The sequence below is a fragment of the Duganella paludis genome (genome assembly GCF_054461335.1).
Genome location: NZ_CM136922.1, coordinates 1,480,616 through 1,495,339 on the forward strand (window position 1 = coordinate 1,480,616; position 14,724 = coordinate 1,495,339).

The 14,724-nt window shown below is 64.5% G+C and carries 12 protein-coding genes; 6 read left to right on the forward strand and 6 right to left on the reverse strand.

The features are described 5' to 3' along the window. Positions 1-3 precede the first annotated feature (3 nt). The 4 genes from ACXZ1M_RS06665 (at position 4) to ACXZ1M_RS06680 (ending at position 7,517) form a co-directional block, all read left to right on the forward strand. Positions 4-3,156, forward strand: coding sequence for an efflux RND transporter permease subunit (locus tag ACXZ1M_RS06665; RefSeq protein ID WP_459052404.1), 3,153 nt, complete (start codon positions 4-6; stop codon positions 3,154-3,156). Beyond that, a complete protein-coding gene (locus tag ACXZ1M_RS06670; protein WP_459052405.1) occupies positions 3,140-4,573 on the forward strand; it encodes an efflux transporter outer membrane subunit in 1,434 nt (477 codons plus the stop codon). The genes ACXZ1M_RS06665 and ACXZ1M_RS06670 overlap by 17 nt, the downstream gene beginning before the upstream one ends. A 14-nt stretch (positions 4,574-4,587) precedes the next feature. Then, on the forward strand, positions 4,588-5,661 hold the full coding sequence (locus ACXZ1M_RS06675; protein WP_459052406.1) for a patatin-like phospholipase domain-containing protein: 1,074 nt from the start codon (positions 4,588-4,590) through the stop codon (positions 5,659-5,661). 104 nt (positions 5,662-5,765) lie between these two features. Next, positions 5,766-7,517 carry a methyl-accepting chemotaxis protein gene (locus tag ACXZ1M_RS06680; RefSeq protein WP_459052407.1) on the forward strand — a complete coding sequence of 584 codons (1,752 nt, stop codon included), beginning with the start codon at positions 5,766-5,768 and terminating at the stop codon, positions 7,515-7,517. Here the strand turns inward: ACXZ1M_RS06680 and hemW are convergent. From hemW to ACXZ1M_RS06705, 5 genes are read right to left on the reverse strand one after another with little or no spacing between them, the layout of a single operon-like run. Next, positions 7,514-8,764 carry a radical SAM family heme chaperone HemW gene (gene hemW, locus ACXZ1M_RS06685; RefSeq protein WP_459052408.1) on the reverse strand — a complete coding sequence of 417 codons (1,251 nt, stop codon included), beginning with the start codon at positions 8,762-8,764 and terminating at the stop codon, positions 7,514-7,516. The genes ACXZ1M_RS06680 and hemW overlap by 4 nt on opposite strands. Continuing rightward, complete coding sequence (gene rdgB / locus ACXZ1M_RS06690; RefSeq protein ID WP_459052409.1) at positions 8,761-9,345, reverse strand: RdgB/HAM1 family non-canonical purine NTP pyrophosphatase; 585 nt, start codon at positions 9,343-9,345, stop codon at positions 8,761-8,763. The genes hemW and rdgB overlap by 4 nt, the downstream gene beginning before the upstream one ends. Before the next feature lie 8 nt (positions 9,346-9,353). Then, positions 9,354-10,088 (reverse strand): ribonuclease PH, encoded by a 735-nt coding sequence (gene rph, locus ACXZ1M_RS06695; RefSeq protein ID WP_459052410.1) that lies wholly within the window; start codon positions 10,086-10,088, stop codon positions 9,354-9,356. 7 nt (positions 10,089-10,095) lie between these two features. After that, positions 10,096-11,049 carry a PP2C family protein-serine/threonine phosphatase gene (locus ACXZ1M_RS06700; protein WP_459052411.1) on the reverse strand — a complete coding sequence of 318 codons (954 nt, stop codon included), beginning with the start codon at positions 11,047-11,049 and terminating at the stop codon, positions 10,096-10,098. Positions 11,050-11,067: 18 nt separating this feature from the next. Continuing rightward, complete coding sequence (locus ACXZ1M_RS06705) at positions 11,068-12,069, reverse strand: serine/threonine protein kinase (protein ID WP_459052412.1); 1,002 nt, start codon at positions 12,067-12,069, stop codon at positions 11,068-11,070. Positions 12,070-12,157: 88 nt separating this feature from the next. On the opposite strand from ACXZ1M_RS06705, the gene ACXZ1M_RS06710 reads away from it, so the two are divergent. Beyond that, entirely contained in the window at positions 12,158-13,048 is an 891-nt protein-coding gene (locus tag ACXZ1M_RS06710) for a YicC/YloC family endoribonuclease (protein WP_459053980.1), read from the forward strand. A gap of 137 nt (positions 13,049-13,185) precedes the next feature. After that, positions 13,186-13,572 carry a nuclear transport factor 2 family protein gene (locus ACXZ1M_RS06715; protein WP_459052413.1) on the forward strand — a complete coding sequence of 129 codons (387 nt, stop codon included), beginning with the start codon at positions 13,186-13,188 and terminating at the stop codon, positions 13,570-13,572. A gap of 14 nt (positions 13,573-13,586) precedes the next feature. Here ACXZ1M_RS06715 and ACXZ1M_RS06720 read toward each other — a convergent pair whose 3' ends face one another. Then, positions 13,587-14,651, reverse strand: coding sequence for a DUF4351 domain-containing protein (locus ACXZ1M_RS06720; protein ID WP_459052414.1), 1,065 nt, complete (start codon positions 14,649-14,651; stop codon positions 13,587-13,589). Between the last annotated feature and the right edge of the window lie 73 nt (positions 14,652-14,724).

Sequence of the window (14,724 nt, forward strand, 5' to 3'; positions counted from 1 at the left end):
CACATGGCCAAGTTCTTCATCGACCGCCCGGTATTCGCGTGGGTGATCGCCCTGTTCATCCTGCTGGGCGGGATGCTGGCGATTACCATGCTGCCGGTGTCGCAGTATCCGACCATCGCCCCGCCGTCCATCGTGGTGACGGCCAACTATCCCGGCGCCACCGCGCAGGTGCTGGACGACGCCGTCACCAGCGTCATCGAGCAGGAGATGAACGGCGCCGACGGCCTGCAATACGTCGAATCGCAAAGCGAGGCCAGTGGCGCGGTCAATGTCACCGTCACCTTTGTGCCGGGTACCAACCCGGACCTGGCGGCGGTCGATGTGCAGAACCGCATCAAGCGGATTGAATCGCGCCTGCCGGCGGCGGTAACGCAGCAAGGCGTGCAAGTGAACAAGGCGCGCTCGAACATCCTGATGTTCGTCGGCCTGACCTCCACCGACGGCCGCCTCGACCCGACCGGCTTGGGCGACTACATGGCGCGCAACGTGGTCAATGAAGTCAAGCGCATCCCCGGCGTCGGCCAGGCGCAGTTGTTCGGCACCGAGCGCGCCATGCGCATCTGGGTCGATCCGCAAAAACTCATCGGCCTGAAACTGAACATGGCCGACGTCACGGCCGCGATCCGCGCGCAGAACGCGCAGGTCACCTCGGGCACGCTGGGCGACCTGCCCAGCCCCGCGCAGCAAACCTTTTCGGCGCCGATCGTGGTGTCTGGCCAGCTGACCTCCACCACGGAGTTCGGCAACATCGTGCTGCGCGCGAATCCCAACGGCGCAGTGGTGCGCCTGAAGGACGTGGCGCGGGTGGAAATGGGCGGCGCCAACTTCAACACCAACGCGCGCCTCAACGGCCAGCCGTTCGCCGCGCTGGCAGTACAACTTTCGCTGACCGGCAACGCGCTGCAAACCGCCACCGCCGTGCGCGAGAAGATGGAGCAGCTGTCGAAGTACTTCCCGCCGGGCGTGAAGTACGAAGTCCCCTACGACACCTCGCTGTTCGTCAAGATCTCGATCGAGGAAGTGGTCAAGACCCTGCTCGAAGCGGTGCTGCTGGTGTTCCTGGTGATGTACGTGTTCCTGCAGAATATCCGCTACACGCTGATCCCGACCATCGTGGTCCCGGTGGCGCTGATGGGCACCTTCGCCATGATGCAGCTGTTCGGCTTCTCCATCAACGTGCTGACCATGTTCGGCATGGTGCTGGCGATCGGCATCCTGGTCGACGACGCCATCGTGGTGGTGGAGAACGTCGAGCGCATCATGAGCGAGGAAGGCTTGTCGCCGCGCGACGCCACGCGCAAGGCCATGGAGCAGATCACCGGCGCCATCATCGGCATCACGCTGGTGCTGGTGGCGGTGTTCATCCCGATGGCCTTCTTCGGCGGCGCGGTCGGTGCGATCTACCGCCAGTTCTCGCTGGCGATGGTGTCGGCCATGCTGTTCTCGGCGCTGATGGCGCTGACCCTGACGCCGGCACTGTGCGCCACCATGCTCAAGCCGGTGCAGGCCGGCCATCACCATGAGAAGAAAGGCTTCTTCGGCTGGTTCAACCGCAAGTTCGCGGTCACCGCCACGGGCTACCAGCGCGTGATCGCCAATATCCTCAAGCGCACCGGCCGCTATCTGGTGGTGTTTGCGCTGCTGTGCGGCGTGGTGGGCTGGCTGTACGTCAAGCTGCCGTCGTCCTTCCTGCCCAACGAAGACCAGGGCTACCTGATCGCCAACGTGCAGCTGCCGCCGGGCGCTTCCCTGTCGCGCACGCAGGCGGTGCTGGCACAGGCCGACGCCTACTTCCGCAAGCAGCCGTCGGTGGCACGCACCATCGCGGTGGCGGGCTTCTCGTTCTCCGGCAGCGGCCAGAATGCGGGCCTGATCTTCGTGCCGCTCAAGGACTGGAAGGAACGCGGCGCCGGCGAATCGGCGCAGGAGATTGCGCAGCGCGCGTTCAAGGCATTGTCCGGCATACCGGATGCGGTGATCTTCCCGCTCAGCCCTCCGCCGATCCGTGAGCTGGGCAACGCCACTGGCATCACCGCGCGCCTGCAGGACCGCAGCGCGCAGGGCCACGATGCTCTCGTGGCGGCGCGCAACCAACTGCTGCAACTGGCGGGCAAGAGCGAGGTGCTGAAAGGCGTGCGGCCGGAAGGCCTGGAAGACGCACCGCAGCTGCAGGTGCTGATCGATCGCGAGAAAGCCAATGCGCTGGGCGTGGCCTTCGCCGACATCAACTCCATGATGTCGACCGCGCTGGGCTCGTCCTACGTCAACGACTTCACCAGCAGCGGGCGCCAGCAGCGCGTGATCGTGCAGGCCGACGCGCCGCGCCGGCTGCAGCCGCAGGACATCATGCAGCTCAACGTGCGCAGCGCCGGCGGCGCCATGGTGCCGTTCTCCTCGTTCGCGTCCTCGCGCTGGATACAGGGACCGGTGCAGCTGGTGCGCTACAACGGCTACCCGGCCATCAAGCTGACCGGCGACGCCGCCCCTGGCCGCTCCACCGGCGAGGCGATGGCGGAACTGGAACGCTTGGCCGAACAACTGCCGCCCGGCTTCGGCATCGAATGGACCGGTCAGTCGCTGGAGGAAAAAACTTCCGGCTCGCAGGCGCCAATGCTGTTCGCGCTGTCGATGCTGGCTGCCTTCCTGGTGCTGGCGGCGCTGTATGAAAGCGAATCGATACCGGTGGCCGTGCTGTTGGTGGTGCCGCTGGGCGTGCTGGGCGCGCTGCTCGGCGCGCACCTGCGCGGGCTGCCGAACGACGTCTACTTCAAGGTCGGCCTGATCGCCATCATCGGCCTGTCGGCCAAGAACGCGATCCTGATCATCGAGTTTGCGAAAGACCTGCAGGCCCAGGGCAAGGGCCTGATCGAATCGACGCTGGAGGCGGTGCACCTGCGCTTCCGTCCCATCATCATGACCTCGCTGGCCTTCATCCTCGGCGTGCTGCCGCTGGTGATCGCCACCGGCGCGGGATCGGCCAGCCAGCGCGCCATCGGCACCGGCGTCATGGGCGGCATGATCACGGCCACGGTGCTGGCGGTGTTCCTGGTGCCGGTATTTTTTGTAGTGGTGCGACGCATCTTCAAAGGCAGCGAGCGGCAACGCAAGCTGGCCGCGCATGAACTGAATGATAAAAAACATGAAAATTTTGACTAAAACTGCCGCGTTGTTCAGTGTGGGTCTGCTGTCGGCATGCTCGATGGCGCCGACCTACGAACGCCCGGCCGCGCCGGTGGCCCCATCCTATCCATCCGACAGCGCAGGTGCCGCATCGCGCACCAGCGTGGCCCTGCCGCTGCCAGCCAACGCCAAAGCTCCCGTCGATACCGGCTGGCGCGAGTACTTCAGCGACGAAGCGCTGCGGCAGCTGATCGCAGCCGCGCTGGAAAACAACCGCGACCTGCGCACCGCCGTGCTGCGCATCAACGAAGCGCGCGCGCAATACAACATCCAGTCGGCCGACCGCCTGCCCAACCTCAACGCCAGCTTCAGCGACGCGCGCGCCAAGACGCCGGCCTTTCTGTCGGGCAGCGGGCAATCGACCATAGGCCAGCGCTACGACGTGGGCGTTTCGGTATCGTCGTTCGAGCTGGATTTCTTCGGTCGCGTAAAGAGCCTGAACGACGCCGCACTAGCGAGCTACCTGGCCACCGAAGAAGCGCGCCAGGCGGCGCAGATCGCGCTGGTGGCACAAGTGGCGCAGGCCTTCTACACCGAACGCGCCTACGCCGAGCAATACGCGCTGGCGCAGCAGACCTACGAGGCGCGTGCGCGCAGCTACCGGCTCACGCAACAGCGCGCGGAAGCCGGCGCCTCCTCGCGGCTCGACCTGCGTTCCAATGAAACGCTGATGGAAACCGCGCGCGCCGCCGCGCTCACGCTGGCCCGTCAGCGCGCGCAGGCGCAGAACGCGCTGACGCTGCTGGTCGGCCAGCCGCAAGGCCCCGCCGCCGGCGCCATGCCCACCGACGCGCAGCTCGACAGCCTGAGCGCGCTGCCGGAAGGCCTGCCTTCCGACCTGCTTGCGCGTCGTCCCGACATCCGCGCCGCCGAGCAGCGCCTGAAAGCGGCCAACGCCAGCATCGGCGCCGCGCGCGCCGCCTTCTTCCCGCGCATCAGCCTGACGGCGGCGCTGGGCAGCAGCAGCCCGTCGCTGCATGGCCTGTTCGACAGCGGCTCGGGCAGCTGGTCGTTCGCGCCGCAACTGACGCTGCCGATCTTCGACGCCGGCCGCAACCGCGCCAACCTGACGCTGTCCGAAGTGCGCAAGAACCTGGCCGTGGCCGACTACGAAAAAACCGTGCAGACCGCGTTCCGCGAAGTAGCCGACGCACTGGCCGCGCGCGACTACCTGGGCGAACAGGTGAACGCGCAGCGCGCCGTGCAGGACGCGCAGGCCGACCGTCTCAAGCTGCTGCAACTGCGCTTCGACAACGGCGTGGCCAACGCGCTGGACGTGCTGGACGCCCAGCGCGAACTGTTCAGCGCCCAGCAAACGCTGGTGCAAGCGCGCCTGCTGCGCACCACCACCGCCATCGACCTGTATCGCGCCCTGGGGGGCGGCATCAAGTAAGCACAATAAAGCTCATGACTTCACCGATCACCATCCGTCTCGGTCAGCGGGCGCGCCAGCGGATCGCCGCCGAAGGCGTACTGGCCGCCGATATCGCCGTCGTCCCCGCCGCTGCGGGCGGTCCCAAGGGCCTGATCCTGCATGGCCTGGATTGCTGGATGTTCGGCGAGTTTTTCCCGACCGCGCCACGTCAGCGCCGTTTGATCGGCGCCTCCATCGGCGCCTGGCGCATGGCCGCTTCCGCCTTCGACGATCCGGTCGCAGCCCATAAGCGCCTGGCGCGCCTGTACGCCGGCCAGCGCTACGCCGACAAGGTCACCGCCGCGGACATCTCGCGCAGCTGCCGCGCCCTGCTCGATGAGCTGCTCGACGGCCGCGCGCAGGAAGTGGTCGGGCATCCCGAGCACCACGTGTCCATCATCACCATGCGCGGCATCGGCCCGCTGGCCAACGCCCACAGCGCACGCTGGCGCGAAATGGCCGGCTTCCTGATGGCCGCCGCCGGCAACGCGTTGTCGCGCCGCCGCCTGGCCGCCTCGATGGAACGCGTGATCTTCCATCATCCGGAGGCCGACGCCACTTGGCTGCGCGACGACTTCGACGCCTTCGCCGGCCATTTCGTCAACCTCTCGCCCGACAACCTGCGCGACGCCCTGCTGGCCTCCGGCTCCATCCCGCTGGTGCTGGAAGCGGTCACCGGCATCGCCGGCGCACCCGACGGCCCATACTGGGACGGCGGCTTGATCGACTACCACCTGCACCTGCCCTACCAGCGCGATCCCGGCCTGGCGCTGTACCCGCACTTCAACGACTACATCGTGCCCGGTTGGCTCGACAAGTCGATGCCGTGGCGCCGCGCCAAGGACCACGCGCTGGAGAACATGATCCTGGTGTCGCCGTCGCCGGACTTCGTCTCCCGCCTGCCCAACGCCAAGCTGCCCGACCGCAAGGACTTCAAGGTCTATGGCAAGAACCACGACCGTCGCAACCGCGACTGGCTGCAGGCCATTGGCGAGAGCGAGCGCATGGCCGAGGCCTTCGCCCGCTGGTGCGAAAAACCCGACCTGAAACAGACCGCCAGTTTCTGACGTCCGCCGGACTGTTTGGAAAAAGCAACAGTCGTTCGCGAAGTCGTCGTATCGTCACAGGACAGGCGCATACTTGAATCCCGCTAGCTAGAGGAGTCAGGATCATGAATGTCTTGTCGCAACTGCGCATCGGTACCCGTCTCGCCATCGGCTTTGCCGTCGTGCTGCTGCTGGCCATCCTGGCCACCTCCGTGGCGCTGGTCAACGCCCGCGCCAACGCCCAGGCCACGCGCGCCATGATGGAGCAGCCGCTGGCCAAGGAGCGCCTGGTCTCCGACTGGTACGTGCTGACCTATTCGGCCATCGCCCGCACCGCGCTGATCGCCCGCAGCACCGACGAAAAACTCTCCGAGACCTTTGCCGACGTCATCGCCGCCAGCACCAAGCGCGGCGGCGAGTTGATCGCCCAGATCAAGGAGTTGCTGTCGTCTGATGAAGAACGCAAGATTTTCGAAGAGATCACAGACCTGCGCGCCAAGTACCAGAAGTCCAAGACCGACGTCATGAACGCCCGCAAGGCCGGCGACGGCGCCAAGGGCGAGCAGCTGTTCAAGGACGTCTTCACGCCCGCCGCCGACGCCTACCAGAACCGCATCAAGAGCTTCTTGACCATGCAGCGCAAGGCCATCGACGATACCGCGCACGCCATCGACGCCGCCAACGACCGCGCCAACGCGCTGCTGATGCTGCTGGCGGCGCTGATGGTCGGCATCGGCTCGGTGGCGGCGTGGTTCATCTCGCGCTCGATCACGGTGCCGCTGCAATCGGCGGTGGACATCGCCTCCACGGTCGCCACCGGCGACCTGACCACGCGCTTCGACGCCCACAACAACAAGGACGAAATCGGCGACCTGATGACGGCGCTGCGCGGCATGAACGATTCGCTGCGCCAGGTGGTGAGCGAGGTGCAGACCGGCACCAGCACCATCGCCACCGCGTCCAACCAGATCGCCGCCGGGAATATGGACCTGTCGCAGCGCACCGAGGAACAAGCCAGCTCGCTGGAGGAAACCGCCTCCTCGATGGAAGAGCTGACCTCCACCGTGCGCCAGAACGCTGAGAACGCCAAGCAGGCCAACCAACTGGCGCATGCGGCGTCCGAGGTGGCGGAGAAAGGCGGCGCCATCGTCGGCCAGGTGGTCGACACCATGGGCTCGATCAACGATTCGTCGCGCAAGATCTTCGACATCATCAGCGTCATCGACGGCATCGCCTTCCAGACCAATATCCTGGCGCTGAATGCGGCGGTGGAGGCGGCGCGCGCCGGTGAACAGGGACGCGGCTTCGCCGTGGTGGCGTCCGAGGTGCGCAACCTGGCGCAGCGCTCGGCCGGCGCCGCCAAGGAGATCAAGGAGTTGATCGGCAATTCGGTCGAGCAGGTCGACATCGGCCAGAAGCTGGTGCAGCAGGCCGGCACCACCATGAACGACGTGGTGGCCAGCGTGCGCCGCGTGACCGATATCATGGGCGAGATCACCTCGGCCAGCAGCGAACAAAGCATAGGCATCGACCAGGTCAACACGGCGATCACGCAGATGGATCAGGTGACGCAGCAGAATGCCGCGCTGGTGGAACAGGCGGCAGCGGCGGCGGCCAGCATGCAGGAACAGGCCATGCGCCTGGCCGATGTGGCGTCGTCGTTCAAGCTGGGGAATGAGGGCGTGCATGGCGCGCTGTCCGCGCCCGCCCCGCGCGCCAAGTTGCCGGCCGCGCCCCGCCCCGCACCCGCCCCCGCAGCCCGCAAGCCAGCGCCGAAACTGGCCGGCGCCAGCGCCGGCAACGGCGGACGCACCACGGCCAGCGCCGGCAGCAAGCCGGCCACCGTCGGCGGCGACAAGGACTGGGAAGAGTTTTAACCCTTCAGGAACATCTCCTGCAGGTCGTTGAGGAAGCGCTGGCCCAACTCGGTCGGCTTGATGACCTTGTGGTCGCGGTAGAGCAGCCCCTTGGCCTCGGCCGCGTTGAGCTGCTTCTCGATGGCGTTGATGCTCAAGCCGGTGCGCTCGCTGAACAGGTTGGGATCGAAACCGCCGTGCAGGCGCAGGGTGTTGAGCATGAACTCGAAGCCCATGTCCTCGCGCCCGATCTCGTATTCCTCCTGCACCGGCGCACCGAGCCTGGTCTGCTCCATATAGGCCTTGGGCTGCTTGTAGCGCGCCTGGCGCAGTATGCGGTGCGGGAACGACAGCTTGGAGTGCGCACCGGCGCCGATGCCGAGGTAGTCGCCGAATTCCCAGTAGTTCAGGTTATGGCGCGCGCGATGGCCTTCCTTGGCGTAGGCCGAGATCTCGTACTGGTTGTAGCCGTTGGCGGCCGTCAGCTCGGCGATCATGTCCTGCATGTCGGCGCTGGCGTCGTCGTCCGGCAGCGCCGGCGGATACTTGGCGAACAGCGTGTTTGGCTCCATCGTCAGGTGGTACAGCGACAGGTGCGGCGGCTTGAAGGCCATCGCCGTTTCCACGTCGTTGCGCGCTTCCTCCAGCGTTTGCGACGGCAGCGCGTACATCAGGTCCAGGTTGAAGTTGTCGAAGTTGGCGAGCGCGATGTCCACCGCGCGCTTGGCTTCGTTGTCGTCGTGGATGCGGCCCAGTGCTTTCAAATGACGCTCGTTGAAGCTCTGGATACCGATCGACAAACGATTCACGCCGCTGGCGCGATAGGACTTGAACTTCTCCGCCTCGAAGGTGCCGGGATTGGCCTCCATCGTGATCTCGCAGTCGCTGTCGAGCGGCAGCAAGGTGCGCACGTCGGACAGCAGGCGATCCAGCCCTGCGGCCGACATCAGGCTCGGCGTGCCGCCGCCGATGAAGATCGTGTAAATCTTGCGGCCCCAGATCAGCGGCAGCGCCATTTCCAGGTCGGTGCGCACCGCGTCCAGGTATTCCTGTTCGGGGAAGGCGCCGCCTTCCTTGGCTTCGTGCGAATTGAAGTCGCAGTAGGGGCATTTGCGCACGCACCACGGGAAGTGGATGTACAGCGACAGCGGCGGCAGTGCCGTCAGGTTCAGGGCGCCGCCTTGCAAATACTTGGCGGCCACGCCTGCGGTTTCACTGATGTCGCGCGCTGGCTTGGAGCTGGCGCCGACGATTTTAATCGGGATCATTTCAGCTTCTCTACCAATGCGCGCAGCGCCTGGCCGCGATGCGACATGGCGTTCTTTTCATCGGCGCTCAGCTCTGCGGCGCACTTGCCCAGCGACGGGATGTAGAAGTACGGGTCGTAGCCGAAGCCGCCCTCGCCACGCGGCGTGTCGATCATAACGCCGTTCCAGCGGCCGTCGGCGATCACCGGTTGCGGGTCGTCGGCGTGGCGCACGAACACCAGCACGCAGTAATAGTACGCCGACTTGTCTTCATGTTTGGCCAGTTCGGCGACCATTTTCTCGTTGTTGCGGGCGTCCGATTTCGGTTCGCCGGCGAAGCGCGCCGACAGCACGCCGGGCGCACCGCCGAATGCATTGACGCACACGCCCGAGTCGTCGGCCAACGCCGGCAAGCCGGTCAGGCGCGACGCGTGACGCGCCTTCTGCAATGCATTTTCGACAAACGTGTGAAAAGGTTCATCGGCTTCGGGCACGTCGTATTCGCCCTGCGCGTGGACCGAAAAGCCCACGGTGGAGAGGAGTTCGTTGAACTCCTTGAGTTTGCCCTTGTTGTTGGAGGCGAGGATAAGTCGTTGTGTCATGCCGTATTTTACCCTGCGATGCCCAGCGCCTGCTTTTGCAGCTTGACCAGGTCGGCGATGCCGCCCTGCGCCAGGTCCAGCAAACGGTCCATGCCGGCGCGGTCGAACGCCACGCCTTCGGCTGTGCCCTGCACTTCGATGAAGTGGCCGGCGTCGGTCATCACCACGTTCATGTCGGTGTCGCAGCCCGAGTCTTCCACGTAGTCGAGGTCCAGCACCGGCGTGCCCTGATACACGCCGACGGAAATCGCCGCCACGAAGTGCTTGAGCGGGATGGCCGGAATCGCGCCGCGCGCCACCAGCTTGGAGAAGGCGTCGTAGGCGGCCACCATGGCGCCGGTGATCGAGGCGGTGCGGGTGCCGCCGTCGGCCTGGATCACGTCGCAGTCCAGATGCAGGGTGCGCTCGCCGAAGGCTTCCAGGTCGAAGGCTGCGCGCAGCGAGCGGCCGATCAGGCGCTGGATTTCCTGCGTGCGGCCGGACTGCTTGCCGCGCGCCGCTTCGCGGTCCATGCGGCTGTGGGTGGAGCGCGGCAGCATGCCGTATTCGGCGGTCAGCCAGCCCTGGCCTTTCCCCTTCAGGAAGCCAGGCACCTTGTCTTCGATGCTGGCGGTGCAGATCACCTTGGTGTCGCCGCATTCGATCAGCACCGAGCCTTCGGCGTGCTTGGTGTAGTCGCGGGTCAGACGCAGGGTGCGCAGCGCATCGACGGCGCGGCCGCTTGGACGGATTACAGAAGTCATACAGTTCCTATTTAAGAATTTGGGAGGATTTTTCGATGGCGCCGCGAATCTCCGCGATGGCTTTTTCAATTTCGTCGTCGTCGAAGGCGTCAACGCCGTCGGCGTCGGACGGCGCGGCTTGCGGCGGCGCGGTGTCGCGGATCGTCGTGGCGAGCAGGGTTTCCGGCAGCGCTTCGGTCGAGATCATGGTGACCGTCAGCGGGTCCATGCCGTCCGTCACCGAACCGCCCTGCCACGTGATCGCCAGCGCGGTCACGTTGTCGCTGCCGTCGCCCGCCGCATGCAGCGCGGCCTGCAGCATTTCCGGCACGGCGCGCACCACGGTTTGCGCGTGCAGGCGGTGCAGAATTTCATCGTCCGGCAGCATAGACCACAAACCGTCGGAACACAACAGCACCATATCGCCCGGCAGCAGCCCTGCGCCGCCGCCCACTTCCACGCGCGGCGCGGAATCGGCGCCGAGGCAGTTCCACAGCTTGTTGCGGTCCGGGTGGGTGGCGCGCTCGGACGGCTGCGCCAGGCCTTTGGCGATCAGGCTCTCCACGTGCGAATGGTCGCGCGTGCGGCCGAGGATATGGCCGTCGCGCGTCCAGTACAGGCGCGAGTCGCCGCAGTGGGCCCAGGTGGCGGTGTTGTGCTGGATCAGGCAGGCGACGATGGTGGTGCGCGGCGTTTCCGCCAGTTGGTGCGTATGGCGGTACTGGTGGATGTCGGTGTGCGCCGCCAGCAGCGCCTCTTCCAGAAAGCGCTGCGGCTTCTTCACATAGGGCTGCGCCTGTTGCTGGAACAGCGTGGAGATGGTTTGCAGCGCGACGCTGGCGGCGATCTCGCCGCGCAGGTGACCGCCCATGCCGTCGGCCAGCACCAGCAGCAAGGCCTCGCGGGTGAAGCTGTAGCCCATGCGGTCCTGATTGACCTTGCGGCCGCCGATGTGGCTTTCCTGGTACACGGAGAATTGCATGGTTCAGTCCTTGTCGATTCAGACCAGCGTATCCGGGCCGGCCTTGGGGCGGGCGGCGGTGCCGTTCAAGCGGCCCACCAGGCCGCGCAGCTTGTCCATCATGGTTGGCGAAGGCGCCGCCGTTGCCGATGCTGCGGGTGGCGCGCCGGCCTGCAGCACCTTCTGCAAGGCGAACAGGCTTTGCGGCCGCTCCAGCGGATCGAGCTGCAAGCACCAGCGCACCAGATGCACCAGCTCCGGCGAATACTGCCCTTCCAACTTGTCGAAATGGCCGGCCATTTTATCGTCGGCCTTGCGCTGGTCGGCCGGCTGCGGCGGCGAGCCAACCATGCAGGCGAACATCGAGGCGCCGATGCTATAGATATCGGTCCACGGTCCCATGCCAGTCTTGGCGTACAGCTCGGGCGGCGCAAAGCCGGGCGTGTACATCGGCGTCAGCGTCGGCATGTCGGTGTTGATGGTCTGTCGCGCGGCGCCGAAGTCCAGCAGCATCGGCGTGCCGTCGGTGCGCAGGTAGATATTGGCCGGCTTCAGGTCCAGGTGCAGCAGCTTGTTGGCGTGGACTTCGCGCAGGCCTTTCACCGCCTGCGTGAAAATCGTGCGGATGAAAAGTTCGCCTACTTTAACTCCCTTGCCGCGCTGGCGCTGGATATGCTCCTGCAGCGAATGGCCGGACTCGTAGGCCATCACCATGTACACGGTTTCGTGCGCGCGGAAGAAGTTGAGCACACTTACAACATTCGGATGGGAGATGCGCGCCAGCGCCCGGCCCTCCTCGAAAAAGCACTTGAGGCCGATGCGGAACACGGGAAGATGCGCCTTGGAGACGGCTGGCACCAGCTCGCCTTCCTGGCGCAGCGCCAAAGAACTGGGCAAATATTCCTTGATTGCGACAGCCACGCCCTCGCTATCGTATGCAAGGTAAACAATACTGAACCCACCGGACGCAATTTTCTTTACAATGCGATATCCAGCAATTTCCAGGCCATCTGGTAGGGGGGCATTGTTTTGTGCAGCCATAAGGTTCCTCGCCTCGACAACCGGATTGTGTGGATAAATCACTGTTTTGTAAAGATTAAATCGGGGATATCCATTGAGCATTTCCAGCATGACGGGCTACGCGGTCGCCACCAGTGAAAGTGCGGCGGGCACACTGACCATCGAGATCAAGAGTGTGAACTCGCGGTTTTTGGACTTACAGTTCCGAATAAACGACGATTTGCGTGCGCTAGAACCCGATTTACGCTCGGCGATCATGGCCGCCATCACGCGCGGCAAAGTCGAGCTGCGCCTGAGCTTCGGCCGCAAGGCGGCCACCGCCGGCACCCAGGCCCTGAATCTGCCATTATTGACTGAATTACAACGACTGCAAGGTGAAGTCAGCGGTTTATTCCCCGGCGTGCAAACGATGTCAGTAGCTGAATTACTGCGCTGGCCCGGCGTGATCGAGGAAGCGCAGATCGGCCAGGAGTCGCTGCAGGCCGACGTGGCCGCCCTCACCGCGCGCACCGTGGAAGCCTTCGTGGTCAGCCGCCAGCGCGAAGGCGCGGCGCTGGAAGCCATGCTGATCTCGCGCATCGAATCGATGGAAGCCATCGTCAAGCGCATCACGCCGCTGATTCCGCAAGTGGTGGCGGCGTTCCAGCAAAAAGCGGTCGAGCGCATGCAGGACGCGCTGGGGCTGGCGTGCCAGGGTTCGAATTCGGCGCTGTCGCGCCAGGACGCGCTGGAGCGCATCCGCCAGGAAGTGATCCTGTACGGCATCCGCATCGACGTGGCCGAGGAACTGGGCCGCCTGTCGGCGCACCTGACCGAGACCCGCCACATCCTGAAAAAAGGCGGCCAGGTCGGCAAGCGCCTGGACTTCATGATGCAGGAACTGAACCGCGAAGCCAACACGCTGGGCGCCAAGGCCTCGGTCAAGGAACTGGCCGACGCCTCGATGGAGCTCAAGCTGCTGATCGAGCAGATGCGCGAACAAGTGCAGAACCTGGAATAAACCAAGGAGCTTCGGCTCCTTTTTTTACGCCCAGATTATTCACATAGGTGTATAACGCATTCGTCTTTAGCCGATTTATCTAACAATGGCATAGCGGTACAGTGGTGTCACTCCAACTGCTTTTGAAAGGAAACACCATGAAAACCGCTAGCCAACTGCTGACCGCCTACCTCGACAACATCCAGGACCCTGCCGCCGCTGCGGCCTTGTTTGCCGAGGACGGAGTGCTGGAGCTGCCTTCGCTGGGACCGCAGGTGCGCGCGGTCGGTCCGGTGGCCATCGAGGCCTTTATTGCCGGCCTGCTGAAAAACGTGCCGGATTTCCGTTTCCACAACGTGCAGCTGCTGATCGAGACCCCGGACCAGGCCTTCGGCGAATACAGCGTGGAAGCGAAAGTGCTCTCCACCGGCAAGCTCTACAAACAAACCTACGCCGGCCGGCTGGTCGCCAAAGACGGCAAGATTCAACTGCTGCGCGAAGCCCTGGACACCCTTGCAGCATCCAAGGCTTTTACGCCGGACTAACCATGGAATGCCGTTCAGTTTAGACTGAGCGGCATTTTTTTCAGGCGCTTCACCGATGATTGTGTCGCGCCAAAAACCTCCTTCAGAGATTCAGCGGCCGCTAGCGCATCACCCCAGGCTTCCACTTCCGCGACACTGGCCTTTTTCAGCTTGCTGAGGACGGTTTTCGGCAACGGCCCGAAACGCTGTGTCAACAATCGTTCCAACAGCGCGGCCGCCCCCTCTGCGCGTCCCTGCGCCAGTCCTTGTTCACGTCCTTGTTCAAGTCCTTTTTCAAGGCCCTGCTCCAGACCCTCGCGCCGGCCTTTCTCCCGGTAATCGTCGAATAACATTTGTTCCAATGGGTTGAGCAATTTCATTTCATGCTCCTTTTCCAAGCGAAGAGCAGCCTGCCAGTAGCGTCGCTGATGCGGCTCAGGCAAGGCCATCATCCAGTTGATCACGTTGAATAATACAATTATGCGCCTGCGTTTCCAGCGATGCTTGAACAATAACCCTGTCAAGTGCAGCTTGGCCGCGTACAGCACATCCGGATCATGATGGGCTTGCTGCGTGCGCAGGTGGACCAGCGTCACCCAGGCAAACGGATGGTGCGAGGCTTCCAGTGCATCGGTGTCGGCGGCGTAATCGAGCAGCTTGGCGGTCGTGAACGTGAATCCCCTGGCCGTGCCCGGCACCTGCTGATGGAAACTGCTCGGACGCCAGTTGGGATCGGCATCAGCCAGCAGCACCAGGCTGGCCACCGGCTGGCCGTATGTCTTGCCGATGTGGTAGTTGTAGTCGTGCACGCGCCGCGCCAACGCTGCATCGCGCTGCGCCTGGATTTCGATGTGGACCAGTACCCGGTGCTCGGAGCCGTCGCGCAGACGTAGTTCAACCAGCTTGTCGGCCACCATCGCGTCCGGGACGGTGCCGATGACAATCCCCGCCAATTCCTTGTCCCGGAAACGCGGGCGCTGCGTCCAATCAACGTGCGCGCTGAAATCGGGAAAGTAAAAGTCCATGAAGGGGTGGAAAGCGTGCGTTAAAGCTGCTTTCCACGGCAGGTCGTAACGGGCGGGTTGAACGGTGTTCGGCATCCGCCCAGTCTGCCGTCATGGCACGCTCCGTCGCATGACAAAAGACAAAGCAGCGCCAAATTCCCGAATCAGG

Excerpts from the sequence above, each read along its gene's own strand:
- ACXZ1M_RS06700 (WP_459052411.1), bottom strand. The coding sequence starts at position 11,049 with ATGCAATTCTCCGTGTACCAGGAAAGCCACATCGGCGGCCGCAAGGTC.
- ACXZ1M_RS06720 (WP_459052414.1), bottom strand. The coding sequence starts at position 14,651 with ATGCCGAACACCGTTCAACCCGCCCGTTACGACCTGCCGTGGAAAGCA.
- ACXZ1M_RS06665 (WP_459052404.1), top strand. The coding sequence starts at position 4 with ATGGCCAAGTTCTTCATCGACCGCCCGGTATTCGCGTGGGTGATCGCC.
- hemW (WP_459052408.1), bottom strand. The coding sequence starts at position 8,764 with ATGATCCCGATTAAAATCGTCGGCGCCAGCTCCAAGCCAGCGCGCGAC.
- ACXZ1M_RS06670 (WP_459052405.1), top strand. The coding sequence starts at position 3,140 with ATGAAAATTTTGACTAAAACTGCCGCGTTGTTCAGTGTGGGTCTGCTG.
- ACXZ1M_RS06675 (WP_459052406.1), top strand. The coding sequence starts at position 4,588 with ATGACTTCACCGATCACCATCCGTCTCGGTCAGCGGGCGCGCCAGCGG.
- rph (WP_459052410.1), bottom strand. The coding sequence starts at position 10,088 with ATGACTTCTGTAATCCGTCCAAGCGGCCGCGCCGTCGATGCGCTGCGC.
- ACXZ1M_RS06710 (WP_459053980.1), top strand. The coding sequence starts at position 12,158 with ATGACGGGCTACGCGGTCGCCACCAGTGAAAGTGCGGCGGGCACACTG.
- rdgB (WP_459052409.1), bottom strand. The coding sequence starts at position 9,345 with ATGACACAACGACTTATCCTCGCCTCCAACAACAAGGGCAAACTCAAG.
- ACXZ1M_RS06680 (WP_459052407.1), top strand. The coding sequence starts at position 5,766 with ATGAATGTCTTGTCGCAACTGCGCATCGGTACCCGTCTCGCCATCGGC.
- ACXZ1M_RS06705 (WP_459052412.1), bottom strand. The coding sequence starts at position 12,069 with ATGGCTGCACAAAACAATGCCCCCCTACCAGATGGCCTGGAAATTGCT.
- ACXZ1M_RS06715 (WP_459052413.1), top strand. The coding sequence starts at position 13,186 with ATGAAAACCGCTAGCCAACTGCTGACCGCCTACCTCGACAACATCCAG.